The organism is Corynebacterium glyciniphilum AJ 3170 (assembly GCF_007673095.1).
Taxonomy (GTDB): Bacteria; Actinomycetota; Actinomycetes; order Mycobacteriales; family Mycobacteriaceae; genus Corynebacterium.
In genome coordinates this window covers 130,823-155,567 of the sequence record NZ_VDYZ01000011.1, presented here as the reverse complement: position 1 = coordinate 155,567, position 24,745 = coordinate 130,823, and the positions used below count along the sequence as shown (strand labels likewise).

Genomic DNA, 24,745 nt, shown 5'->3' with positions numbered 1-24,745 from the left:
TCGGCTCGGGGTCAGCCACTTAGGGGGTCACACCGGCTCCCACACCAACCATCATCTACGCCAGTGCGGCCAACCCCGACGCGACTGCCCCTGCCCTTGCCCCACCCTCACCGCATATCCTTTAGCACATGATGTATTCTTTGATGCATGCATCATGGAAAGGAAGGTCCGCCGGTGTGGGCACCGGGCACCCCGGAACGCTCGATTGCCGGACGGGTCGCCGAGGAACTCGCCGACGAGATCATCAAGGGAACAATCGAGGCAGGCCACAACCTCACCGAGGTGGAGGTGGCTACTCAGCGCGGAGTGAGCCGCACCCCCGTGCGCGAGGCGATGCTCCGGCTCGAGGCCTGGGGACTGGTCAGAATCGCCCCGAAGAAAGGCGCCACCGTCACCGTCCCGACCGCGCGCGAGCGCCGCGAGCTCCTCACCGTACGCTCCATGCTCGAGACTGACATCGTCCGACGCATCGCGGAGAACCCCGATGAACGCACCGCGTTGGCCGCACGGCTGGATGACACCGTCGACCAGCAACAAGCGAACGCCGCGTCCCCCGACAGCTTCGCCGCACTGGACTTCACGTTCCACTCGCACATCATCCACTTCGACGACAACCGCATCGTCACCGAAATATCCGGCCTGCTCGCCCCACGGCTCGCCCGACTGACCTTCCTGGCCATCCGCGCCATGACAGGCAACCTCCAGCCCGTCATCGACGAACACGCGACGCTGGCCGATGCTGTCCGACAGGGAGACGTCCACCGCTTCGAGGAACTCATCCAGGCACACCTCACGGGGTGGCACGGCCATTACGAGGTCGCCCCATGAGTCCGGATGTGCCCCCGAACCGCCTGTGGATGCTCCCCGTCCCGGCAGTGTTCCTGCTCGCCTGGGGCGGCAACCACTTCACTCCCCTGCTCCACCTCTACGAAACGGTGGGCGGGTACGCCCCGTGGCAGTCGAATCTCCTGCTGGGCATGTACGTTTTCGGGCTCATCCCCGGACTCCTTGTCGCCGCAGCCCTGTCCGACCGCCACGGACGCAGGACAGTGACACTCTCCGGCCTGGTTGCCGCTGCCGTGGGCAGTGTCATCCTGGCCTGCGGCATGAGCTCCTTCACCGTCCTGTGCATCGGCCGGCTCTTCGCCGGCGTCGGGGTCGGAGTGGGCATGTCCGTCGGCTCAAGCTGGATCAAGGAGCTGTCCGGACGAGACCACGACCCGGACGCGAAGATCACCGCCGGGGCCCAGCGTTCCTCCCTCTCCCTCACACTCGGTTTCGCGATCGGGGCAGGTGTCACCGGCGCACTGGCCCAGTGGGGACCATGGCCCGCCCAGACGCCTTATGTGCTGCACGTCCTACTGTGCCTCCTGGCACTGCTCCCGACCATGCGCTGCCCCGAAACGGTGCCACCGCAGGTATCACACGACGCCCACCCCTGGTGGCACGATCTGACCGTCTCACGGTCGTCGCGGCGCCCGTTCCTCCGTGTCCTCGTCCCCGCGGCACCATGGGTCTTCGCTGCGGCGGGCATCGCTTACGCAGTACTTCCGACAGTTTTCGAGGAGAGTCTCGGCGATCACACCACCATCTTCGCCACCGTCCTCACTGTCCTCACGTTGGGGACAGGGTCCGCCACACAACCCGGAGTCAGCTGGCTCAACCGGGTGACGCGCGGCCGGGCGCTCCCGGTCGGGCTCGTGTGCCTCTTCATCGGTCTGGTCCTGGCCGCCGTGACCGCGGCCGTGGGAAGCCTTGTCCTGGCGTTCGTCGCCGCAGTCGTCCTCGGCGGTTCCTTCGGTGTCTGCCTGGTCGCCGGCCTCCTCCTGTCGCAGGCCCTGGCCACCCCACAGGAGCTTGCCGCAATGACGGGCATCTACTATTCGGTCGCCTACCTGGGCTTCCTCCTGCCGACCGTATTGGCGGCACTCACCGGCGGTTCGGACTACGCACAGGCCCTGGTCGTCGTGGCCGCGTGTTGCCTCGTATGTGCGGCCCTCGTCGCCACGGGACTTTCGTCCCGGAGGAAGTAGCCGGTCACCCGTTCCATAGACGGCCCCTACACTGCACTGCTATGGTTCTAAGCCAACCACTTCACCAGCAGAAAGTACGGGCCATGACCCTCTCACCTGTCTCTCGCCGCCTCAAGGCCGGCATCGCCGCCGTCGTCGTCACCCCCGCCCTCGTCTTCGCGCCCACGGCCGTCGCCGACTCCTCACAGGACGCAGGCACCTCTGCCGACTCTTCGCTGCCCGCGGATCTGGTCAGCAGCCTGAACGGCGAGAAGGCCGGGCCTTTCGACGCCCTCGGAAGCCTGGGCAGCATCGGCGGTGGCGAGATCGGCGCTGCCGTCACTGTCGTCACCGCACTGCTCGATGCCGGCGTGAGCGTGGGCGACATCATCACCATCTTCATGGCACTGCAGGGTGCCGGTGTGAGCATCAGCGACATCATCGCAGTGTTCTCTTTCCTCGCCGATAATCCGGCCGCCCTGAAGACCGTGCTCTTCCTCATCGAGAAGGGCTGGATCACCCAGATCCTCGCACTGATCCGCTGACTCGGGAAGAACCCCCGCTAGAAGTGGCGCCCCACGTGGGCTTCCTCGCGGGCCGTCTTCACCATGTGCGGGTGGTGCAGCTCGAACGCAGGACGCTCCGACCGGATCTTCGGCATCGAGGTGAAGTTGTGCCGCGGCGGCGGGCAGGAGGTGGCCCACTCCAGCGAATTGCCGTAACCCCACGGATCATCGACGGTGACGACCTCACCGTAGCGCCACGACTTGAACACGTTCCACACGAAGGGAAGCACCGAAACGCCCAACAGCAGTGCGCCGATCGTGGACACCTGGTTCAACAGGGTGAACCCGTCGGAGTCAAGGTAATCGGCATAACGACGGGGCATCCCCATGTTGCCGAGCCAGTGCTGCACCAGGAAGGTGGTGTGGAAGCCGATGAAGGTCAGCCAGAAGTGGATCTTGCCCAGCTTCTCGTCCAGCATGCGGCCGGTCATCTTCGGGAACCAGAAGTACACACCGGCGTAAGACGCGAACACCAGGGTGCCGAACAAGGTGTAGTGGAAGTGGGCGACCACGAAGTAGGAGTCCGACAACTGGAAGTCAAGCGCCGGCGACGCCAGCATCACACCGGTCAGACCACCGAACAGGAAGGTCGCGAAGAAACCGACCGCGAAGATCATCGGCGTCTCGAAGGTGATCCGCCCCTTCCACATCGTGCCCAACCAGTTGAAGAACTTCATCCCGGTCGGCACCGCGATCAGGAAGGTCATGAAACTGAAGAACGGCAATAAAACCGCACCAGTGACGAACATGTGGTGCGCCCACACCGCCAACGACAGTGCGGCGATCGACAGGGTGGCGAACACCAGACCGACGTAGCCGAACATCGGCTTGCGGGAGAACACCGGGAAGATCTCCGAGACGATACCGAAGAACGGCAGGGCCAGCACGTAGACCTCGGGGTGGCCGAAGAACCAGAACAGGTGCTGCCACAGGATCGCACCACCGTTGGCCGGATCGTAGATGTGGCCACCGAGGATCCGGTCGTAGAGCACGCCGAGCGCGGCAGCGGTCAGCAGCGGGAAGATCAGCAACACCAGCAGTGACATGACCAGGATGTTCCAGGTGAAGATCGGCATGCGGAACATCGTCATACCCGGGGCACGCAGGCACAGGATCGTGGTGATCATGTTGACTGCGGAAGCGATCGTCCCCACGCCGCCGACACCGACACCGATGATCCACAGGTGCGAACCCACGCCCGGCGAGTGGATGGCGTCGGCCAGCGGCATGTACATCGTCCAGCCGAAGTCCGCCGCGCCACCCGGTGTCATGAACCCGGACAACATGATGATGCCGCCCCATGTGGTCAGCCAGAACCCCAGCGCATTCAGCCGGGGGAAGGCCACGTCCGGTGCACCGATCTGCAGGGGCATCACGTAGTTCGCGAACCCGAACACCAGGGGGCTGCCGAACAGCAGCAGCATGATCGTGCCGTGCATGGTGAACAGCTGGTTGAACTGCTCATTGGACAGGAACTGCAGACCGGGGTGGAACAGCTCCACACGGATCAGCAGCGCCATGAGGCCGCCGATGAAGAAGAAGAGGAAGGCCATCACGATGTACATGATGCCGAGCTGCTTGTGGTCGGTCGTGGTCAGCAGCGTCCATGCGTGGCCACCTTTACGGGATCGGCCACCATGGGGCCGGCTCTCGGGCCGGAGGTGAGGGGTGTTCTTCTTCTCGGATGGGGTTACGGCAGTCAACGGTCCAAACCTCCTGAAGCGTCGGTGGCGGACTCTTGCCCGGTCGTCAGCCGGTGCCGTCACACGGTGTCGGTAAACCGACTATAGGTTTGGCGCGTTTTAGCTGGTGAGGCCGTAAACCTTATGGGGTAATCACTTGTTCTTATGTGACCACGGCGACACGGTGGTGAGGTACTTCGCGAGGGAGTCCAGGTAGACGGCACTCGCCGACCCCGGATCCCACACCAGCTCGTAGAACATCTCGACCTGCGTCCCGTCGTCCCGGACGATGCGACGTGAGGCCATCCCCTCCTTGACGTGCCGCTCCGGAAGAACGACTGACCCCATGCCTTTGTCGGCCCAGCCAGGCAGGGCACTGCAGTGGGTGACCTCCATCTCCGCACGTTTCATCGGCCGCCCGGCCTCGGCGAACATGTCGGAGACCATGCGGGTGATTCCACAGCCGTGGCGGCACAGGATCAGCTCGCGTTCGGCGAGTTCGTCGACGGTGATCGTCTGGCCTGCTCCCCCGTCCGTCGGGTCCACCAGCACCAGGTAGTCGGAATCGATCAGGCGGTGGCTGTACCCGGGCAGGGATCCGAGTGCCGGGACGATGATCATCTCGAGGCTCCCCGCCTGCAGGAACTCCTCCAGCGGTTCCAGTTCCGCCTCCAGCAACATCACGTCGTGGCCGGTGGCCAGGGCGTTCGGGCCGTGGATGGCGTCTTTGAGCTGACCGACGATGGTCTTGTCGATCTTCGGGGAGATCCCCACCCGCACGGTGCCGGACCGGCTGGACGTGAAGGACTCCGCCTCGACTTCCATCCGGGTCACGTCGGTGATGATCTGCTTGATGCGGGGCAGCATCGCAGCTCCGAACGCCGTCGGCGACGTCCCCCTGGGGTTACGGAGGAAGATGCGTCCGCCAAGATGCTCCTCGAGTTTGGCGATGCTGATGGACAATGCCGGTTGGGTGACCCCGAAACGACGCGCGGCTGAGCTGAATGATCCCGTGTCCGCCACCGCGTCGGCATAGCGCAGAGATTCAAGTGTGAGTCTGGCATTCATGATGTTTTCATCCTATGACCGCTGACCTGCACCATAAAACATTGTCCATAAACAACAGTGATATCAGCATAAGCAGCACCGGTGACGGACGTCTCACCGTCCCGCGATCCGGCCCTGCACCGCACCGCCGGCAGGACGCGCCCCGCCGTCAGCGACGGTTACGCCTGGTCAGTCGGCCGGATCATGACGGTGTCCACGTCCATGTGCACCGGACGGTCCGCCACCCACCGGATGGTCTCTGCGATGTCCTGGGCCGTCAGGTTCAGAACGCCTTCGTAGACCTGCTGTGCCCGTTCCTCGTCACCCTTGAACCGGTTGAGGCTGAAGTCCGTCGCCACCCGTCCCGGGTCGATCTGGCAGACACGCACCCCTTTCTCCGCGAACTCCATACGCATCACATCGGACAGTGCGGTCTCCCCGAACTTCGCGGCGTTGTAGCCTGCTCCGCCACGGTAGGCTCCCCTCCCTGCGATGGAAACCACGTTGATGACCTGCGGCGCAGCCGTGCGAGTGAGCTCGGGGAAGAGAGCCTGGGTGACCTGGAGCGTACCGATCACGTTGGCCTCGTACATCCACCGCCAGTCGTCGACGTCCCCGTCCAGCACCGGGTCCAGCCCTCGGGCTCCACCGGCATTGTTGACCAGCAGGTCAGCACCGCCCAGGTCATGGACGGTGGATGCCAGCGCGTCAACGCTGACCCGGTCGGTGACGTCGACCTCCACCACGTGGGCCGTCGCGTCCGGGGCGTCGCACGCAATACGCCCGGCCACCTCCCGGAGCTTCTCGGGACGTCGGGCTGCGAGGACGACGTCCCACCCGTCGGCGGCGAGGGCGACGGCGGTGGCCTCACCGATGCCGGCGGAGGCACCGGTCACGATGGCGAGGCGGCGTGCTGAACTGTCTGTCTTATTGGTCATATGCCCGAGAATAGCCGTTCCGGTGACATAGAATCACCGGTTATGAGGCTCCCGAACATGCTCAACGCCCGCGTCACCCGTGCCCAGATCGATCACCCCGTGGTCGCGGCGAAGGTGATCCGGAAGCTCACCGGATCCAGCGGGAAGAAGAAAGGTGCCGAGAACGGTTCACAGGCGGCATCCCCTGCTGCTCCCGCCCCCACGCGGTACTCCCTGACCCGGACCAACGGCATCGACGCCGCGAAAGTCGCTGCCGGAGTCCCGGCCGCCCACTAATTTCTCGTGTCGTTAGTTCTTAGATTATTTAAGGTGTAGGAGGGTAAACCATGCCCACCAACCCCGCACCAGCCTTGAACCTGCGTGGCGGTGACCGAGACACACTCGAGTCCTGGGTCCGGCCGACACCCCTCAAAGCCGGGCTGGTGCAGCGCGCACGGATCATCCTGTGGCCGCCGAGGGGATGGCCAATGCGCATATCGCCGAGGCTGCCAGCACTACCACGACCTCGGTGTGGAAGTGGCGCAACCGCTACCGCGAGGCCGGTATCGCGGGCCTGGCGGACCTACGGGGTACAGCCCTGGAAGGCCGAGACGTTCAAGTTCTCCACCGACCCGGAACTGGTTGCCAAAGTCACCGATGTTGTCAGGCTGTATCTGGCGCCGCTGGACAACGCGATCGTATTGTGTATCGACGAGAAGTCCCAGATCCAAGCACTCGACCGCACCGCCCCGATGTTGCCGATGCGGATCGGCGATGCCGAAAGACACACTCATGATTACAAGCGTCACGGTACGACCACCCTGTTCGCCGCACTGGAGGTCGCCACTGGGCAGGTAACCGGGGCGGTGAAACCGAAGCACCGCCGCAGCGAGTTCCTGAGCTTCCTGCGCCAGATCGACCGGGCCTACCCTGAGACTGAGTTGCACCTGGTGATGGACAACTACGCCACCCACAAAAGAACCGAAGTACGCGCCTCGCCGGCAGCATACCCCCGCTTCCACGTGCACTTCACCCGACATCCGGATCCCGGTTGAACCTAGTGGAAGTGTGGTTTGGCACCATCGACCGATAGGCGATCAAACCGGGCGTGTTCACCTCGGTCAAGGACCTGAATGCCAAGATCCGGGCGTTTATCACCGGGCGGAACAAACGCAAGCACCCGTTCGTATGGACGAAAACGGCTGACGAAATCCTAACAAAAGCGAACCGTCAAACAACTTCAGAAACGAAACGCTAGACCGGGTACGGACAATAAAGCACGAAAGCGTCATCGATACACTCAACTATAAAACACGAATCTTAGCACACGGTAATAAAACGGCACTTCATAAATACGACGACAACACCACACCGGAATAGAACTAATTGGAAGATTATCAGGATGCCATTCTACCCGACCGAGAGTATAAAATACACGGATTTTCGCCAATCCTGTCGCGCCTTTAAACCCAGTGAACTTCTTCCTCTAATAGCCGCCACTTCTGCAGATACGGCTAAAATCGATGACCGAGATTCCTATATTCACACCTTGCCACCATGGGGGCTAGCTGCTGCAGCGAGGGAATCCATCTTAAGCGGGAACGAACTCAGGTCAAAGCCTGCTACATTGTTTGAGCTACGTGGATTGATGGAGAGATTCAAAACGGTACACGATGTCACCCATGAAGACATTGACGATATCTGGTTTCCTGTAAAACTTCTCACCGGTTACGCCTTTGAACAGGTGCCTTTTTCACACTCAACATTCTACGACCTATGCCGCTCATACTCAATATTTGTTGATGGGCCCAGACGGGCTAAAACAAAGATCATTGACGATGCGGCGATGAGAGAGATATTTGATGGGCATGCGCTAACAACCGTCATCTCGTCGGCTTTCCTCATTTACGTCGGCGTACTGAACAATATGGGAATATTCGACGTTCGATGGCTCACTCAGGATAACTTTGCAAGTGTGCGCGAGAAGTTCTCGGTCAAGTGCACTGCGGACTTGCTAGAAAGCATGACGTCCGATATACATTCAATGCGGAAAGACTTTAAACTCGTCACTGGCCACGACTACTGCGATGAGCGTTTTGACTATAACCCACTAATTTCGTCACCCTTCGTAGATCTGGGTAGTACACCTCCCATTTGCCCAGTCCCCGAATATATACTCCGATCGATCACACCGGAAGGAATATTCTACAAGGGGGTACGCAAGTTTGGAAGCGCTTTCGCCGATGATCTCGGAAGTCTTTTCGAACTATACGTCGGGCAACAACTTCAGCAAATCCCTAACGCCCTGGTATACCCTGAGATCTGTATCGATCGGAAAGCCGGTAGAGAGAAGAGTGTAGACTGGTTTGTCATCTTTCCCGATCTAGTTATTCTTGTCGAAGTTAAATCGACGAGAATGAATAGAGAAGCACGGATGGGCAAAGATGAAACAGTACAAAACTTAGGCCGGACGATCGATAAGGCTAGATTGCAGATATCGAGGTCTTTGGATTCTATAATAAATGACGTTCCGGAGTATGGAAAAATTCCAAAGGACAGAGCCTTCTTGGGTCTCATCATCACAGCAGAGCCTTTTCCCCTATGGGAGGGCTATCTTGAAGCCAGTGGCGGAGCCTTTATCTCCGATAATTACAGAGAGGACGAGCCCAGTTCCAGGCGACACCCTCTAACACTGGCGAGTATTCGAGATCTCGAAGAGCTCATCACCCACGGTGATGACGTCAACCAGATAATCGTAGAATTGATGAAAGACAAAAGTTTCCAGGCTTTGCATATTGGAAATATTGCGCCTTCGCAGACTAAGAAGAATGGGATTGTTGTAGATTCATGGAGGAAAATTTTTCCCGATCTCTCGGATGGTAAATAGAGCTCTACCTACCGTCGCGCCTACCCCAGCTGTCACATGGCCATGTACCCGAATATTCTTTCTTGAACACACCCCGCCTACGGACGCGGCACCAGGTACCGTCCCGCCCCCGGGACGACCTCCACGTCCATCGGCAGGGGTGCGAACATGTCGCCGTCGGCATAGCCGTTGATCTGCTGGCCGCCACGGTCGGTCATCTCGATGCGCACCTTCTTCGCCCGGTAGGTGTGCACCCCCTTCTCCTCCACGAAGCTGCCGTCGAAGATCTTGATGAACTTCAGGGCCGCCTTCGTCCGGCCCATCCGTTCCAGCACGGTGATGTCCAGGATGCCGTCGTGATGGTCGGCGTCGGGGCAGATGAGCATGCCGCCGCCGTAGCTCTTCGTGTTGCCCATCGCGACCAGGGTCATGTTCTCCTCGATCACCTTCTCGTCCGCCGTCCCCGGGTCCAGTACCAGCCGGGTGGGGATCGAGTGGAAGTTGAGGAACTCCGCGACGATGGAGATGTTGTAGCGCATCTGCCCCTTCGGCCACGTGATGCGGTTGGTCCGGTCAGAGACCAGCGAGTCGAAGCCGGCACAGGCGATGGTGCCGAACCAGTGCTCCTCACCGGCGTCGTTGCGCATCCGTCCCAGGTCCGTGGTGGTGCAGAACCCCCGGGCGACGATATCCGCCGCGCGGCGCGGGTGGGTCGGGATTCCGTACTCGCGCGCATGGTCGTTGCCGGTGCCGGCCGGGATGATGCCCAACGGGGTGGACGACCCTGCCTGTTCCTGCAGTGCGAGGTTGATCAGTCCGTCACCGCCGCACACCACCAGCGCGTCGATCTCCTCCTCGGCGACCATGCGTCCGGCCAGCTCGCGGGCCCCCTCGGGCGAGGCCCCCTGGATACTGACCACGTCGATGCCGTGGTCGGCGAAACGGTCCCGGGCGACCTCGGCAGCCGTCCCGGCGCCTCCTTTGCCCGCGTGGGGGTTGGTCAGCAGGGCGACGCGCTTCAGGTCGACGTGCCCGACCTCGTAGGTGTTCATCAGGATGCTCCGATCAGGGTTCCGGGGTTCATGATGCCCGCCGGGTCCAGCTTGTTCTTCACCGTCCGCAGGATCTCGACTCCGAGTTCCCCGATCTCCGCCGACATGAAGGGTCGGTGGTCTGCGCCGACGGCGTGGTGGTGGGTGACTGTCCCGCCGTTCTCGGTGAGTGCCCTGGTCACCGCGGTCTTCGCGGTGCGCCACTGCGCCACCGGGTCCCCCTTCTGCGCGGCGACGATGGTGAAGTACAGCGAGCAGCCCTCGGCGTAGACGTGGGAGACGTGGCACATGATCAGCGCCATCGTGCCCGAGGTGTTCAGGGTCTCGGCCAGCGCATCACCGACGGCCTTCTTCAACCGGGGGACGTTCGACCAGTCGGTGCAGGTCTCCAGGGTTTCGCACAGCGCGCCGGAGTCCAGCAGGGAGTCGCGCAGCACCGGGGCGTTGAACCGTCCCTGCTCCCAGTGGCGGGCGGGGTCCTCCCCCACGCTGGTCGCCCCCATGGAGAGCAGCAGGTCGCGGGTCTCCTTGTGACGGGACGCCGTGTGTTCCCCGGTGCCTTCGTACATGGTGATGCACATGCATCCGGGCGGTGCGCTGGATTCGCCGGCCTTGTCCCCGGAGGAGAGGTTGATCGACGACTCGATCTCGTCGGACAGGCGGATCACCGTCGGCCCCGTCCCGGTCTGCTTCACCGCGCGCAGTGCGGCCACGCCCGTGGTGAAGTCTGGGAAGGTGAAGGCCTCGTAGCGCTTGACCTGGGGAACCGGGTGGACACGCAGGCGGACCCGGGTGACCACGCCGAAGGTGCCCTCCGAGCCCATCACGAGCTCACGCAGGTCAGGGCCGGCGGCGGACGCCGGCGAGGCATGCCCGACGGTCATCACACCGACCGGGGTGACCATGGTGAGTTCACGCACCATGTCGTCGAAACGTCCGTACCCGGCGGAGTTCTGCCCGGAGGAGCGGGTCACCGCGTAGCCGCCGATGGTCGCGTAGGGGAAGGACTGCGGGTAGTGGCCGATCTGCAGCCTATGTTCGGCGAGCAGCAGCTCGGCCGCCGGTCCGGTCAGACCGGCACCGAGGGTCGCGAGACCGGATTCGACGTCGACATCCGTCAACTCGTCGAAGCGGGCGAGGTCCAGGCTCACCACGGCGCGGAAGGTACGTGTCCCGTCGGTGTCGGTCGGGGTCAATCCGCCGACGACGGAGGTGCCGCCACCGAACGGGACCACGGCGATGCCTTCGGCCGAGCAGAACTCCAGGATCGCCAGCACCTCACCGTCGGTCCCCGGCGCGAGGACGGCGTCCGGTGCGGAGATGACGTGTGAGCGTCCGGCACGCCATTCCAGCAGGTCAAGCGACGACTTGCCGCGGGCACGGGGCGCGCGCTGGTCGTCGTCGACGGACACGCGGGACTCACCGACGATATCGGCGAAGGCCCGGAGGTCGGTCTCCGACAGCCGGACGGGACTCAGCGTGACGGCATCGACGGGGAGGTCCTTCGCGGCCGTGGCGCCAGCCTCCTCCCGCACTCCCATCAGCGTCCCGAGCATGGACCGTGTCGAATCACCCAGCGGCTTCGCTTCGTCGACGGTGCCCCACAGGTTGAACTTCATCGGCGGCACGGGGACAGAGCTCACAGTGTTCATGTCTGAAAAGATACCCGGTGGAGCCGCATCTGATCGGGAAACCGCAGCTTCCGTCTTATCCACCGCATATGCTCGACACCATGCCGCATTTCAACGCCGACGCCGCCAGACTCAACGCCACCCGCCGTGCCCACGAGCTCGACGGCCTCCGCAACGGCACCACCCACGTCGACCTGGTCGTCATCGGCGCCGGCGTCACCGGTGCCGGAGTCGCCCTTGACGCCGCGACCCGCGGTCTGGACGTCCTGATCGTCGACGCCCACGACATCGCCTTCGGCACGTCGCGCTGGTCGTCCAAGCTCGCCCACGGTGGGCTGCGCTATCTCGCCACCGGCAATGTCGGCATCGCACGACGCTCTGCCCTGGAACGCGGCATCCTCATGGGCACCACTGCGCCGCACCTCACCCACGCGGTCACCCAGGTGGTGCCGGTGCAGGACCGCTACACCCGCGGGCAGAAGACGGCGCCACGGGTCGGGTTCATCGCCGGCGACGCGCTGCGCATCGCCGCACGCACCCCGTCGAGCACGCTGCCGCCGTCGCGGACCGTCAGCCGACAGCGGGTCACTGAACTCTGCCCGGCAGTCGACACCTCCGACCTGCGCTTCGGCTACGTCAACCATGACGGCCAGCTCGTCGACGACGCCCGCCTGGTCACTGCCCTGGTGCGTACCGCCGCCGGATACGGCGCCCGGGTGCTCACCCACTGCCGTGCCGTGGAGGCCCACGGGGACAGGGTCGTCCTGCAGGACGACCTGGACGCCACATCGTCGCCGGTCACCGTCACCGCCGGCGCCGTGGTCAACGCCACCGGCGTCTGGGCGGGGCATCTCGACCCGCAGGTCACGGTGCGTCCGTCCCGCGGCACCCACCTGGTCATCGACGCCGCCGCGGTCGGCAACCCGACCGGTGCACTGACCGTGCCGGTCCCCGGCCACAGCAGCCGGTTCTGTTTCATCCTCCCCGAACAACTCGGACGCTGCTACATCGGCATCACCGACGAGGACCTCGGGACCGACACCATCCCGGACGTCCCGGAGGCCCCGGACTCCGACGTGCAGTGGATTCTCGAGGTCGTCAACCAGGCCCTCGCCGTGGACCTCACGACCGACGACGTCCTCGGTGCCTTCGCCGGACTGCGCCCCCTGGTGCAGTTCAATGACTCGGCGGAGGGATCCACCGCCGACCTCTCCCGCGAGCACGTCATCCTCACCGGTGAGGGCGAGGACGCCACCTTCATCACCGTGACAGGCGGGAAGCTCACCGAGTACCGGCTCATGGCGGAGCAGACCGTGGACCTCGTCGCCGAGAAGCTCCGCGACACCGGCTCCACCCCTGGCCCGTGCGTCACGACGTCGCTTCCCCTCGTGGGGGCTCCCGGTGCTCCCGGTGTCGAGGACGTACGCTCCAGTGACCTCGCCGGACTACCGACCTCGATGGTCGACCGCTTCGGCCATGAAGCCCCGGCCGTCCTGCGGACCTGCCCGGTGGACCGGCCACTGGAGCCGGTCGCTCCGGGGATCGACACCGTCCGCGCGGAGTTCGCCTGGCACGTCACCCACGAGGGCGCACTGACCGTGGAGGATCTCATCGACCGCCGTTCCCGCATCGGCCTGGTCGACGCCGACCGGGAGGCCTGCCTGGCGACAGCACAGGAGATCCTCGACGCGGTGAGGTGACACAACGTCCGAACAACTCGAAACAACTTCAAACAACTCTCTTACCTGCGAATATGCTCCTGAAAACGCCGTCCGCGGGGCCCGGAGTTCTTCCCAAGTTGTTTGGAAGTTGTTTGAACAACTTCCAAACAACTTGTCTCATCCGCTACCCTCGACCTCATGGCACCGTTCCTCCAGCTGCCCGACACCGTCGACGCTGCACTCACCGCGATTCACCAGGGAGGAATCGGTGATGCCCTCGAATCAGCGACCCTGGATTTCAAGGAAGACCCAGACCGCGTACACCTCCGCAAAGGCCCGTCCTACCAGCCTCGAGGCAATTCTGATGCGCGTGCCATCGAAGTCCTCATCGACGAGGCAATCTGCTTCGCCAACGGCACTGCGGGTGACGGATACATCATCTTCGGAGTCGCCGACAAGACTCCCGGCCCTGAAGCCTTCACCGGAACAGACCGCGACCCCGGGTACCTCACGAAAAAGATCCTGGACAACACGCGTCCACCTCTCCGTGTAGAAGCGTGGGAGACCGAACGTTTCTCGACGCGGATCATCGTCTTCCGGGTCCCTGAGGGGCTCACCGTGTACTCGCGAAGGAACGGTGCCGCCACCCATCGGGTCGGTTCCAGCTGCCAGCCGCTGGAAGGCGAGACACGCCGACGCCTCGAACACGAACGGACCAACCCCGATTACACCGCCCGTCCGACCGGCCTCTCACCAGAGGACCTCGACCCTGATGCACTCGGCCAGGCTCGTAGCTACCTCAGCGCAACCAGACAAGCGACCGGCCACAGCGGCACCCCACCCCACACGGCCATGGACCTGCTCAGGGTACTCGACCTTGTAGCTTCAGACGGCTCCCCCAAGTACGCGGCAGAGATCCTTTTCCACCGTCGCACCGGTGACCGGCCCCTCGCCCGGTACTTCTACAGGAACTCCCCGCTCGGCCAACCCACGATCACGGATCTCAGGGATCCGCTCATTCTGTCCGCCCGCCGACTGCACGAACTGGTACGCACTCATTCCGACACCGAGATCGCGCGCGTCGACCTGGGACTCGGACAGGAAGCGTCGGTACCCACGTTTCCGGCACAGGCCGTCGATGAAGCGATAACAAATGCCCTTGTCCACCGGGACTGGGCACTCACCGAACCTGTACTCGTCGACCACGCCGCCCTCACCCTGAAGGTCTCCTCACCCGGCGGACTTCCCCCCGGTGTCAGCAGAGACCGGCTCCTGACCACGCCGTCGAGACCGCGGAACCCGTCACTGATGAACGCCATGAGAATCCTGGGGCTGGTCGAGCATTCTTCTGCCGGATTCGACCGGATGTGGCTGGCCATGCTGACCACCGGACGCCCCGCACCCGTCGTGGAATCCGACGACTATCTCGTCACCGTGTCCTTCTACGCCGAAAATCCGGACGAGCAGTTCATCCGCGCGGTGAACAAGGTACGCATCGACGTCTGCCCCAGCCTCGCAGATGACGTGACAGGAGTGATCATCTTCCGCTACCTGTCAGACCATTCCGTCCTGTCTGCCGCCACAGCAGCAACATTGCTCCAGACCCCACTCACCGAAGCCAGGCAGATGATGGCCCATCACGTCAGTACCGGCCTCATTGTGACTACTGACGCCCGCCCGGACGAATGGACTCTGAGTTCCGGGGTCCGTGACCTCATTTCCGACACCTTGACGGTTCCGCCTGCTGTGCCTACCGTCCAGAAATGGATTGAGGAGCACATCGCATCGGGTGAAGCGCTGACAAACCGGATGATTGCGTCTGCCACCGGTGCCGACGGGCGCGAAGTCACCACGACACTGCGCTTCCTCAGCGCCAGCGGCGTCATCCGCAAGGACCCGGACGGCCCCTCACGCGGCTCCGGCGTCCGGTGGATTGCCACCTGACCTGCGGTAGAACAGAAGCGAAACAACTCGAAACAACTTCCAACAACTCTCTTACCTGCGAATACGCTCCTGAAACGCCGTCCGCGGGGCCCGAAGTTCTTCCCAAGTTGTTTGGAATTTGTTTGAACAACTTTCAAACAACTTCTGCGTCGCACCGAATGCTGCGTCGACGTGTCCGGCCCTGGTGGCATACTGGTGAGCATGAGTCCGATCCAGCCCATGTCAGTACCGTCAGTACCGTCAGTGCCCTCAGTACCCGAGTCCAGTCAGGCAACGGGAAGCACCTCGACCACCTGGGCATCCGTCACAGGTGCGGACCCCGCCCACTCGCAGCGCTACATCGCCCGGTGGGAAGGGTTCGAGCACGAGGGCAAGGACATCGACGGTGAGGCGCGTCTGGTCGACGCGATGGCCTCCCGGCACGCCCGGATTCTCGACGCCGGCTCCGGGACGGGGCGTGTCGCCGTGAGTCTCGCCGCACGCGGGCACGTCGTCTCCGCCGTCGACATCGATCCCCAGCTCGTCGAGTACGCCCGCGAACGCTACGCCGGTTCCGGTGTCGAGTGGCATGTCGGTGACCTCGCCTCGTCCGACGATGTCCCGACCGGTCCTTTCGACATCATCGTCTCCGCCGGGAACGTCCTGGCCTTCATCCCCGACGCCGCCCACCGGCAGGCCCTCGGCGTCCTGGCCTCCCGGCTGGCCCCGGGCGGGCGGCTCGTCGTCGGGTTCGGCCTGTCGCGGGGGCGTTCCGTCGAGGTGTTCGAGGAGGATGTCGCCGCAGCGGGCCTGTGCACCGTCCAGCGGTTCTCCTCCTGGGAACTGCATCCCTTCAACGACGGTGAGAACGCCAGCGACTTCATGGTCGCCGTCCTCCAACGGTCCGGTGTCGACGGGGGTGCCGACGATGAGTGAGCCAGACCCCGCAGCCGACTCTGCAGCCGCCTCCGTGGCCCAGGTCGTGTTCCGCCACGATCCGACGAGTGCGCCACAGTGGACCTACTACGGAATCAACGCCCCGATGACGGGCAGCGCGCAGAAACTGTCCGAGGCGAAGTACGCCGCCAACCGTGACCTCCAGTTCCTGTCTGGCGAGGAGAAGCCGGCGATGCGCAGCTACGCCGAGTGGGCGGTCGAACAGGAGGCCAGCCCGGAGGGCATGCCGCGCTCCGCCCCCGCCATGTACGTGCGGTCCCTGCAGGACGAGGACACCAACCAGCGTCTCCACCGCCAGAATCTGGCGCAGGCCTACCTGGAGGGGATCCGGTCCACGCCCGAGATCAGGACCTCCCTGCCCGCGCTCATCGCCGGAGACGCCGACGATGACGGGAACAGTGACGGCAACGGCGAGACGAACGCCGCCATGGACGGTGCCGACGGCCCGGCGGATGTCATCCTCGTGACGCTCTTCCCCACGGACCTGTTGGGGGACGCTCTGCTCAACCTGACCGCAATGGACACCGTCATCTTCTGCCTGCCCGACGGAGACTCCCTGGGTTTCCTCCCGGTCGCCGGTGCCGACGTCTGGCCGTCCGACGGCTCCGAGGGCTTGCTGGAACGCTACGGGCTGGACGAGTTCGCCACCGTCCAGGACCTCATGGACGCCAGCGACGGAAACGGCAGCGACGACAGCGACGACGCCGACTCTCAGTAGGGCGGCGCGTAGCCGTATCCCGGATCCACGTAGCCGGGGCCCACATAGCCCGGATCGACATAACCAGGGTCAACGTACCCCGGGTCAACCCAGCCGGGGTCTACCCAACCCTGGTCCGGCACCGGAGCGGGATCCGGCATAGGCGGCACAGGTGGTGCTACCGGCTCATCGCCGTCGGCTCCCGGGTCCTCGACGGCACCCTCCTCCCCCGGTTTCGGCAGACGGAAGACATCCTTCTGCACATCGCCCTCCGGGGTCGCAGGTGCCATGGCGTCCGCCTCCTCGGCGGCCCGGCGGGACTCCTCCACCGCCTCCGGGTCATACATCTGGCGGGAGATCTCGGGGGCCAGCATCGCGGCGAAGAGGTTGGTGAAGTGCTGGGCATCGCGGTAGACCAGCACATTACCCACCACTCCAGGGCAGCGACCGTCCCGGCACACCGCGTCGGTGACGTCGATGTTCGTCAGGTCGAGACCACGGTAGGCGCCCAGGGCGGGGTTCACCGGGGCCAGCGACTCCGCCTCATCGACACCGCAGTCCTCGCCACGGTCTTCGGCGACGCACAGTCGGGCGTTGCCCTGGACACCGGGGGAGTCCAGGACCCAGGGGGTGTCACGCATACCCCAGGTGTGGATACCGGCGTCGGAGAGACGACGCACCATCTCGACGTACTCCGGCGGCACCTGGTCCGGGCCGTCCCCTTCGATGGTGGTGGGCCGCGTGACCGTCATGAAGATGCCCTCCGACGGCGGATTCTCGAAGATGTAGTCCTCGGCCTTCTGCTGCCATTCACGGCACTCCGGGTAGTCCGAGCCGTCCCACTTGGGGATGTCCATGCCGATCACACAGCCCAGCTTGAGGATCGGGACGATCTTGAAGTGGCGCTGCTTGGCGATGAGCTCCAGGGCCGGCAGGTAGTGCTCGGAGTGGGAGCCACCGACGAGGTACATCGTACGGTCGGAGTCGACGTCGCCGTACTCGCACGGCTCGTCCTCCTCGTTGAACCACTTCGTCAGCACCAGGTCGGTGTGGTCGAAGTGGGCGAGGCACCCGTCCTTCAGGGTGTCCGCGAGCATCGGCGCGTCGTCCGACGGGTCCGGCAGGACGGGAAGGCCGTCGGGGACGTCGGCGTCCTGCAGGTACGCGTTCGGGCCCGGGTACTCGGCGGGGTCGACGTCCTGCACGCTGAGTTCCCGGGCACGGTCGTCGATACGGGCCTGGGCGATCGGCGCGAAGGCGAACACCGCCCCGGAGGCCAGGACGATCACCAGGGTGGCCACGACCTTTCCCCGGGAGCGCAGCGACGCCCGCCAGTAACCGCGGTCGAAGAGCACCCACGACCGGTGCGGCTTGGACTTCTGCCGCAGCGGCGTCTCCACCAGACGCAACGTCAGCCAGGCCAGCAGCAGCGACAGCACGATCACGCCCGTACCGACGACCGCTCCCTCCAGCGTCCCGAGTGTGGCCGTGATCCCGCGCAGTCCACCGGCCTGTGACGCGGTGGAGGTGGAGAACCAGAAGGTCGCCAGGGTCAGCAGCGGCCAGTGCCACAGGTACAGGCTGTAGGAGATGCGGCCCAGGAACTGGAAGAACCGTCCGTCCAGCATCCTGCTGACACCGGTGGACGGGGCGGGTGCCGAGACGCCGTCCATGGACTCCGGGTTCCCCGCGAAGATGACCAGCATGGCACCGGCCAGCGGGACCAGGGTCCAGGGGCCGGGGAACTGCGCCGCACCGTCGAGGTAGAGACCGGTCACGATGATCAGGACGAGGCCCACCAGGCCCGCCGGCCAGCGGACCCAGCGCAGGGACCGGGGGATGGTGATCCCCAGCAGCCAGATGCCGAACAGTCCGCCCAGACCGATCTCCCAGAACCGGGACAGCGGCGAGTAGTAGTTCAGGGCCTGGTCGTGCTGGCCGAGCCAGGTGGCGTAACCGAAGCTGGCCAGAGTGCCGGCGACGAGCAGCCAGTGCAACAGTGTGGCCCCGGCCTTCGCCCGCTTGCGGAACAGTGCCGCCAGCAGGGCGATGACCAGCAGAGACCCGACGTAGATCTGCATCTGCACCGACATCGACCAGATGTGCTGGTACAGACTGACGTCACGGTTGATCGCCGTGTACTCCTGACCCTCACTGGCCAGGTGGAAGTTCTGTACGTAGAGCAGGGACGACGTGGCGTCCGTGCCCGCGTTCACCCACCGGACCTCGGCGTAGACCACCACCGCCAGGATGAGGGTCACCCCGACGACCGTGATCAACGCCGGGTAGAGGCGCCGGAAGATACGCAGGAAGGACTGCAGGACGGTGAGCCCCGCCGGGTTCAGCGCGTTACGGATCTGCGGGGCGAAGAAGAAGATTCCACCGACGAGCAGGAAGACGTCCACGCCGGATGAGACGCGTCCGACGAAAACATGGAAGATGACGACCAGTGCGATCGCCAGGCCACGGAGCCCGTCAATGTCCCGGCGGTGCGACGGCCGGGGACGTCCGGCGGACGCTCTGTTCGTCCCTGGCTGCGTGGTGGAAGAGTTCATGGCGCGGTACAGCATACCGCCCCGTACGCCGGTTTCAGAACACATCCAGGCCGCGGAGCGTTACACGGGGGTGTCGGGGCCGCGCGACGACCCAGGTGAACGGGGTTGACCGGAGGAACGTCAGTACGGAGGGGCGTAGGCGGGTTCGACCCAGCCAGGATCACCCCAGCCGGGGTCGACGTATCCCGACCCGCCCCACCCCGGGTCCACGACGGCCGGTGGCGCGGGTTCGGGCGTGGCGGGGGCCTGCGGCTTCGGCAACCGGTACACGTCCTTCGGTGCCAATGCCGGGGCCGTCGCCCCTGTTCCGTCCCCGTCCGTCGCCCGCACGGCGGCTGAGACGACACGTTGCTGTTCCTCGGACGGGTCCGGCTCGTACATCTGGCGTTCGACCTCCGGGGCCATCATCGTCACCCAGGTCGGCGTGAAGTGGTTCCCGTCGCGGTAGACGAGCACATTGCCGACGACCGCCGGGCAGACGCCGTCCCTGCAGTAGGCGGCGGTGAGGTCGATATGGGTGATGTCCAGTCCGCTGTAGGCGTCGAGGGCGGGGTTACGCTCGAGGAGTCCGCCGGCGGACGGTCCGCACTCGTCGGGGTCACCGCCGTCCGCGACGCACAGCAGCGAGTTGCCCAACGTCCCGTCGGACTGCCGCCAGGGGTTGTCCCGCACGCCCCAGGTGTGGATGCCGGCCTCGGTGAACGTCCGGACCGTGTCGACATAGCCGTCCGGCACCTGGTCTGGCCCGGCACCGGTGCGCGCCGTGGGCCGGGTCGAGGCCGTGAAGACTCCGTCGGTCGGCGGGTTGTCGAGGATGTAGTCCTGCGCTTTCTGCTGCCAGGTGTAGCACTCCTCGTAGTCCCCGCCGCTCATGCGCTCGATCTTCATGCCGAGGACGCACCCCATCTTCACCAGCGGCACGATCCTGATGCCCCGCTCCTGTCCGATGATGTCCAGTGCGGGGAGGAAATGTTCGGAGTGTGACCCGCCCGCGAGGTACATCGTGCGGTCGGAGTCCGTGTCACCGTAGGTGCAGGGAATGTCAGAGTTACCTTTGTCGTGGGTGAGGATCAGGTCCTCTCCCTCGACTCCGACGAGGCAGCCGTCGAGTGAGATCTCGGGCAGCATGGTCTCCGGCTCGTAGACTGGGGCAGGCTGCACGTCGACGCCGTCGGGGACGGGCATGTCCTCCAGGAAGGCCCGCGGGCCCGGGTAGTCCTCGGATTCAGGACCGTCGACACCGGCCACGAGGGTGGGACGGACGGTGCCCATCTGCACCAGGCGTTCCGAGGACAGCACCACCGCGCTGGCGACGACCAGTACCGCCACTGTGACGATCTTCGCCCGGGAGCGCATCAGGGAGGCCCAGTACCGACGGTCCCACAGCATCCAGGAACGTTCCGGCTTCCCCTTCTGCCGCAACGGGGTCTCCACGTACCGGTGCGTGCCCCACGCCAACAGCAGTGACAGGGCGATCACGCCCGTGCCGACGACGACGCCCCGTCCGGCCCCGAGTGTCGCGGTGATGCCGGCGAGACCGCTCCCCTCGCCCTCACCCTGCCCCTGCGTGCCGGCGGACTCGGAGAACAGGTAGGTCGCCAGGACCAGCAACGGCCAGTGCCACAGGTACAGCCCGTAGGAGGTCTTCCCCAGGAACTGGAACAGGCGGCCCTCCATCAGGCGGGTCACCCCGACAGAGGCGATGGTGCGGCCTTCCGCGGCTGCGCGGATGCGGTCACCGTCGGGCTCGGTCACGGGCGTACCTGCCACGATGACGAGCATCGCACCGGCCAGCGGCACAGCGGTCCAGGGGCCGGGGAACTGCGACGCGCCGTCCAGGACGAGACCGGTCGCGATGATGAGGACCAGGCCGGTGACCCCGGCTGGCCACCGCAGCCACCGCCATACCCAGGGGATACCGCGGCCGACCATCCAGATGCCGAACAGACCGCCCAACCCGATCTCCCAGAACCGGGACAACGGCGAGTAGTAGTTCGCCGCCTGGTCGTGGATCCCCAGCCACACGGCGTAGATGAAACTCAGCAGAGTGGCCACAGACAGCGTGCGGTGCAGAATCCGGGAGCCCACACGGCCTCTGTGTCGGAGCAGGGCGGCCAACACCACGACGACCAGCAGGGACCCGAGGTAGATCTGCATCTGCACCGACATCGACCAGATGTGCTGGAAGAGGCTGACGTCACGGTTGACCGCGGAGTACTCCTTGCCCTCGGCGGCAAGGTGCAGATTCTGGACGTAGAGCAGGGAGGACGCTGCGTCGCCGCCGGCCTGCGCCCACCGGGAGACCGGGTAGATGACGAGGGTGAGCACCATGACCAGCGACACCACGGTGAGCAGCGCCGGGTAGAGCCGCCGGACGATGCGCAGCACTGACTGCACCGGGGTCAGCCCGGCCGGGTTCAGGGCGTTCCGGATCTGCGGCGCGAAGAAGAAGATGCCGCCGATGAGCAGGAAGACGTCGACGCCGGCGGACACTCTGCCGACAAAGACATGGAAGATCACGACCAGGGCGATGGCCAGCCCGCGCAGGCCGTCGATGTCGCGACGGTGGGTACGACGGTCCGACCGGCGTCCACCGAGGACGGGCGCCGGCCGGGTCCGGGAGTCTGGGTATGTCGACTTCATGTCGGACTAGATATTAAGTCCATTCTCAGCCCATAACCGCCTACGACACTCCGGTCAGGCAATACCGCTCAGTATGTCGGGCCCCAGCCGGGGTCGACGTAGCCGGGCTCAACGTAACCGTCCTCACCCGGCTTCGGCAGCCGGAAGACGTCCTGGCCAGCACGCGTCCCCGCATCTCCTGCGTCCTCATCTGCCGCCGCTGCAGCTTCCGCAGCCTGGGACTGTTCGACCTGGGCCTCCGGGTCGAACATCTGGCGGCTGATCTCAGGGGCCAGCAGCTCCGAGAACCTGTCGGTGAGGTGTTGGGTGTCACGGTAAACCAGCACATTGCCCACCACACCGGGGCAGCGCCCGTCGCGACACACCGCCGGGGTCAGGTCGACGTGGGTCACGTCCAGACCGTCAAGAGCGGAAAGAGCAGGGTTCGCCGGGAGAAGGGCGTCGTCCTGCGCGACCCCGCAGTGGCCGTCGCGTTCCTCCGCGGTACAGACCCGCGCATCGAGCTGTTTTCCGGGACCGGTCATCAACCAGGGGGTGTCGCGCACGCCCCAGGTGTGGATACCGGCGTCGGAGAACCTGCCGACCACGTCGACGTACTCGGGCGGGATCAGGTCCGGCCCGTCACCACGGATGGTGGTCGGACGGGTCACGGTCATGAAGACCCCGTCGGTGGGTGGATTGTCGACGATGTAGTCCTGGGCCTTCTGCTGCCATTCCGCGCACTCCGGATAGTCGTCGCCGCTGACGCGCGGAAGTGCCATACCGACCACGCACCCCATCTTCAGGACCGGCACGATCCGGATGCCCTGCTCCCGCCCGATCTCGTCCAGCGCCGGCAGGAAATGCTCGGAGTGCGAGCCTCCGGCGAGGTACATCGTGCGGTCGGACCCGGTGTCACCGTAAGCACAGGGCTCCTCGGAGTCGTTGAAGTCCTCGGTGAGGATGAGCTCGGTCTCCGAGAAACCGGCGAAGCAGCCGTCGTCCTGGGTCTTCGGCATCATGGGGCCGACCTCGGTGGTGTCGGGGACGACCTCGACGCCGTCGGGGACCTCGGCATCGTCGAGGAATGCGGCGGGCCCGGGATAGTTGTCGACGTCGAGCGGTTCGGTCGCCAGTGTGGCGGCGCGGGTCTCGTTGTAGGTCGAGACCGTCGGCCCGAAGACCATCACGGCGACACTGGCGACGACCATGACGGCGGCGACGGAGACCTTTCCTCTGCTCTGCGTCGCGGCGCGCAGATAAGCACGGTCGCCCACGACCCACGAGCGTCGGGGACGACGGGACTGCTGCAACGGCAGTTCGATGAACCGTAGCGTCAACCAGGCAAGAAGCAACGACCCGACGATGACACCCGCACCGACCGCTGCCCCGGTGCTCTCACCCAGGGTGGCCGTCACGCCCTGCAGTCCGTCGGCGGCGGACGACGAAGACTCCGCAGTCTCGGCAGTCTCGGCACCGGAACCACCGGCGACGAGGAAGGTGGCCAGGGAGAGGATCGGCCAGTGCCAGAGGTACAGGCTGTAGGCGGTGCGTCCCAGGAACTGGAACGGCGCGGTGGACAACAGCGCAGTCACACCGGCCGTACGGGCGTCCCACTCCCCTGTGACCGGGTTCCCGGAGAGAATGACGAGCATCGCACCCGCGAGCGGCACCAGCGTCCAGGGCCCGGGGAACTGCGCCGCGCCATCCAGGAACAGCCCCGTCCCGATGATCAACGCCAGACCGACCACACCGGCGATCAGCCGGAGCCTCCGCCACCCCGCCGGAAGCACGCGCCCCAGCACCACCATGCCGAACAGTCCGCCCAGACCGATCTCCCAGAACCGGGACAACGGCGAATAGTAGTTCGCCCCCTGGTCATGACCGCCCAGCCAGGTGGCGTAGACGAAACTCGCCAGCGTGGCCGCACCCAGCAGGAGGGCGAACGTCCCCGTCGCCGCGCGGGACATCCCCCGGTCGTCACGTCGTGAACGCCGCCGGAACACCACGGCCACCAGCGCGATCACGATGAGTGACCCCAGGTAGATCTGCATCTGCACCGACATCGACCAGATGTGCTGGAAGACGCTGACATCGGTGCTGATGGACGCGTAGTCATTGCCCTGGGCGCTGAGATTCAGATTCTGCATGTACAGCAAGGAGGCCGCAGCATCCATTCCGCCGTCCGACCAGCGCACCGGTGCGTAGACCACGAGTGCCGCAGCGAGGGACACCCCCACCACCGTCACCAGTGCCGGATACAGGCGACGGAAGATGCGCAGGAACGACTGCACCACCGTCAACCCCGCAGGATTCAACGCGTTACGGATCTGCGGACTGAAGAAGAAAATCCCGCCCAGCAGCAGGAACACGTCCACACCGGCCGAGACCCGACCGACGAACACATGGAACACCACCACCAACGCAATCGCCAGGCCACGCAAGCCGTCGATATCGGTGCGTCGGAGTGCGGAACGGGGTACCGGGGCGGTCCGTTCCTGGACAAATGGTTCTCTGCCGTTCATAACCGGTACAGCATGCCACCCGCGACGGGCGG

General features: G+C 64.8%; 17 protein-coding genes and 1 pseudogene. 10 read left to right on the top strand and 8 right to left on the bottom strand.

What is annotated here, in order from left to right; genetic code table 11:
• The first annotated feature begins 147 nt into the window (after positions 1-147).
• The 3 genes from FS507_RS12180 (at position 148) to FS507_RS12170 (ending at position 2,557) form a co-directional block, all read left to right on the top strand.
• A complete protein-coding gene (locus FS507_RS12180; protein ID WP_145943044.1) occupies positions 148-828 on the top strand; it encodes a GntR family transcriptional regulator in 681 nt (226 codons plus the stop codon).
• Positions 825-2,033: an MFS transporter gene (locus tag FS507_RS12175; RefSeq protein ID WP_222121427.1), complete on the top strand. Its 1,209-nt coding sequence runs from the start codon at positions 825-827 to the stop codon at positions 2,031-2,033. The genes FS507_RS12180 and FS507_RS12175 overlap by 4 nt, the downstream gene beginning before the upstream one ends.
• 83 nt (positions 2,034-2,116) lie before the next feature.
• Positions 2,117-2,557, top strand: a complete 441-nt coding sequence (locus FS507_RS12170; protein WP_145943043.1) for a hypothetical protein — start codon at positions 2,117-2,119, stop codon at positions 2,555-2,557.
• Between the two features lie 17 nt (positions 2,558-2,574).
• Here the strand turns inward: FS507_RS12170 and ctaD are convergent, their stop codons facing one another.
• The 3 genes from ctaD to FS507_RS12155 form a co-directional block, all read right to left on the bottom strand.
• Complete coding sequence (gene ctaD / locus FS507_RS12165; protein ID WP_440130355.1) at positions 2,575-4,281, bottom strand: aa3-type cytochrome oxidase subunit I; 1,707 nt, start codon at positions 4,279-4,281, stop codon at positions 2,575-2,577.
• 132 nt (positions 4,282-4,413) lie between these two features.
• Positions 4,414-5,328, bottom strand: coding sequence for a LysR family transcriptional regulator (locus FS507_RS12160; RefSeq protein WP_145943042.1), 915 nt, complete (start codon positions 5,326-5,328; stop codon positions 4,414-4,416).
• Between the two features lie 158 nt (positions 5,329-5,486).
• The gene (locus tag FS507_RS12155; RefSeq protein ID WP_145943041.1) at positions 5,487-6,245 is read right to left on the bottom strand and encodes an SDR family oxidoreductase; all 759 of its coding nucleotides are present in this window, start codon (positions 6,243-6,245) and stop codon (positions 5,487-5,489) included.
• A 42-nt stretch (positions 6,246-6,287) separates the two neighbouring features.
• Between FS507_RS12155 and FS507_RS12150 the strand changes: the two genes are divergently transcribed.
• The 3 genes and pseudogenes from FS507_RS12150 (at position 6,288) to FS507_RS12140 (ending at position 9,111) form a co-directional block, all read left to right on the top strand.
• On the top strand, positions 6,288-6,521 hold the full coding sequence (locus FS507_RS12150; protein WP_145943040.1) for a hypothetical protein: 234 nt from the start codon (positions 6,288-6,290) through the stop codon (positions 6,519-6,521).
• 50 nt (positions 6,522-6,571) lie between these two features.
• A pseudogene (locus FS507_RS12145) lies at positions 6,572-7,482 on the top strand (IS630 family transposase).
• 144 nt (positions 7,483-7,626) lie between these two features.
• Entirely contained in the window at positions 7,627-9,111 is a 1,485-nt protein-coding gene (locus FS507_RS12140; RefSeq protein ID WP_145943039.1) for a hypothetical protein, read from the top strand.
• A 77-nt stretch (positions 9,112-9,188) separates the two neighbouring features.
• On the opposite strand, the gene FS507_RS12135 is transcribed toward FS507_RS12140, so the two are convergent.
• Positions 9,189-10,142 carry a diacylglycerol kinase gene (locus tag FS507_RS12135; RefSeq protein WP_145943038.1) on the bottom strand — a complete coding sequence of 318 codons (954 nt, stop codon included), beginning with the start codon at positions 10,140-10,142 and terminating at the stop codon, positions 9,189-9,191.
• On the bottom strand, positions 10,142-11,794 hold the full coding sequence (locus FS507_RS12130) for an FAD-binding oxidoreductase (RefSeq protein ID WP_260853387.1): 1,653 nt from the start codon (positions 11,792-11,794) through the stop codon (positions 10,142-10,144). The genes FS507_RS12135 and FS507_RS12130 overlap by 1 nt, the downstream gene beginning before the upstream one ends.
• Positions 11,795-11,874: 80 nt before the next feature.
• On the opposite strand from FS507_RS12130, the gene FS507_RS12125 reads away from it, so the two are divergent.
• The 4 genes from FS507_RS12125 to FS507_RS12110 all read left to right on the top strand — a co-directional run bounded on the left by FS507_RS12125 (position 11,875) and on the right by FS507_RS12110 (position 17,032).
• Positions 11,875-13,473: a glycerol-3-phosphate dehydrogenase/oxidase gene (locus FS507_RS12125; RefSeq protein WP_145943037.1), complete on the top strand. Its 1,599-nt coding sequence runs from the start codon at positions 11,875-11,877 to the stop codon at positions 13,471-13,473.
• A gap of 159 nt (positions 13,474-13,632) precedes the next feature.
• Positions 13,633-15,378 carry an RNA-binding domain-containing protein gene (locus FS507_RS12120; protein WP_145943036.1) on the top strand — a complete coding sequence of 582 codons (1,746 nt, stop codon included), beginning with the start codon at positions 13,633-13,635 and terminating at the stop codon, positions 15,376-15,378.
• A gap of 201 nt (positions 15,379-15,579) precedes the next feature.
• Positions 15,580-16,293 carry a class I SAM-dependent methyltransferase gene (locus FS507_RS12115; RefSeq protein WP_260853384.1) on the top strand — a complete coding sequence of 238 codons (714 nt, stop codon included), beginning with the start codon at positions 15,580-15,582 and terminating at the stop codon, positions 16,291-16,293.
• Positions 16,286-17,032 carry a hypothetical protein gene (locus tag FS507_RS12110; RefSeq protein ID WP_145943035.1) on the top strand — a complete coding sequence of 249 codons (747 nt, stop codon included), beginning with the start codon at positions 16,286-16,288 and terminating at the stop codon, positions 17,030-17,032. The genes FS507_RS12115 and FS507_RS12110 overlap by 8 nt, the downstream gene beginning before the upstream one ends.
• Here FS507_RS12110 and FS507_RS12105 read toward each other — a convergent pair.
• The 3 genes from FS507_RS12105 to FS507_RS12095 form a co-directional block, all read right to left on the bottom strand.
• Positions 17,026-19,566: an acyltransferase family protein gene (locus tag FS507_RS12105; protein WP_145943034.1), complete on the bottom strand. Its 2,541-nt coding sequence runs from the start codon at positions 19,564-19,566 to the stop codon at positions 17,026-17,028. The two genes, FS507_RS12110 and FS507_RS12105, sit on opposite strands and share 7 nt — an antisense overlap.
• A gap of 120 nt (positions 19,567-19,686) precedes the next feature.
• On the bottom strand, positions 19,687-22,209 hold the full coding sequence (locus FS507_RS12100) for an acyltransferase family protein (RefSeq protein WP_186314672.1): 2,523 nt from the start codon (positions 22,207-22,209) through the stop codon (positions 19,687-19,689).
• A gap of 68 nt (positions 22,210-22,277) precedes the next feature.
• Positions 22,278-24,713 carry an acyltransferase family protein gene (locus tag FS507_RS12095; protein WP_145943033.1) on the bottom strand — a complete coding sequence of 812 codons (2,436 nt, stop codon included), beginning with the start codon at positions 24,711-24,713 and terminating at the stop codon, positions 22,278-22,280.
• Positions 24,714-24,745 lie beyond the last annotated feature (32 nt).

Coding starts and splice junctions, on each gene's coding strand:
- FS507_RS12180 (WP_145943044.1), top strand. CDS start 148: ATGCATCATGGAAAGGAAGGTCCGCCGGTGTGGGCACCGGGCACCCCG.
- FS507_RS12175 (WP_222121427.1), top strand. CDS start 825: ATGAGTCCGGATGTGCCCCCGAACCGCCTGTGGATGCTCCCCGTCCCG.
- FS507_RS12170 (WP_145943043.1), top strand. CDS start 2,117: ATGACCCTCTCACCTGTCTCTCGCCGCCTCAAGGCCGGCATCGCCGCC.
- FS507_RS12160 (WP_145943042.1), bottom strand. CDS start 5,328: ATGAATGCCAGACTCACACTTGAATCTCTGCGCTATGCCGACGCGGTG.
- FS507_RS12155 (WP_145943041.1), bottom strand. CDS start 6,245: ATGACCAATAAGACAGACAGTTCAGCACGCCGCCTCGCCATCGTGACC.
- FS507_RS12150 (WP_145943040.1), top strand. CDS start 6,288: ATGAGGCTCCCGAACATGCTCAACGCCCGCGTCACCCGTGCCCAGATC.
- FS507_RS12140 (WP_145943039.1), top strand. CDS start 7,627: ATGCCATTCTACCCGACCGAGAGTATAAAATACACGGATTTTCGCCAA.
- FS507_RS12135 (WP_145943038.1), bottom strand. CDS start 10,142: ATGAACACCTACGAGGTCGGGCACGTCGACCTGAAGCGCGTCGCCCTG.
- FS507_RS12130 (WP_260853387.1), bottom strand. CDS start 11,794: ATGAACACTGTGAGCTCTGTCCCCGTGCCGCCGATGAAGTTCAACCTG.
- FS507_RS12125 (WP_145943037.1), top strand. CDS start 11,875: ATGCCGCATTTCAACGCCGACGCCGCCAGACTCAACGCCACCCGCCGT.
- FS507_RS12120 (WP_145943036.1), top strand. CDS start 13,633: ATGGCACCGTTCCTCCAGCTGCCCGACACCGTCGACGCTGCACTCACC.
- FS507_RS12115 (WP_260853384.1), top strand. CDS start 15,580: ATGAGTCCGATCCAGCCCATGTCAGTACCGTCAGTACCGTCAGTGCCC.
- FS507_RS12110 (WP_145943035.1), top strand. CDS start 16,286: ATGAGTGAGCCAGACCCCGCAGCCGACTCTGCAGCCGCCTCCGTGGCC.
- FS507_RS12105 (WP_145943034.1), bottom strand. CDS start 19,566: ATGAACTCTTCCACCACGCAGCCAGGGACGAACAGAGCGTCCGCCGGA.
- FS507_RS12100 (WP_186314672.1), bottom strand. CDS start 22,209: ATGAAGTCGACATACCCAGACTCCCGGACCCGGCCGGCGCCCGTCCTC.
- FS507_RS12095 (WP_145943033.1), bottom strand. CDS start 24,713: ATGAACGGCAGAGAACCATTTGTCCAGGAACGGACCGCCCCGGTACCC.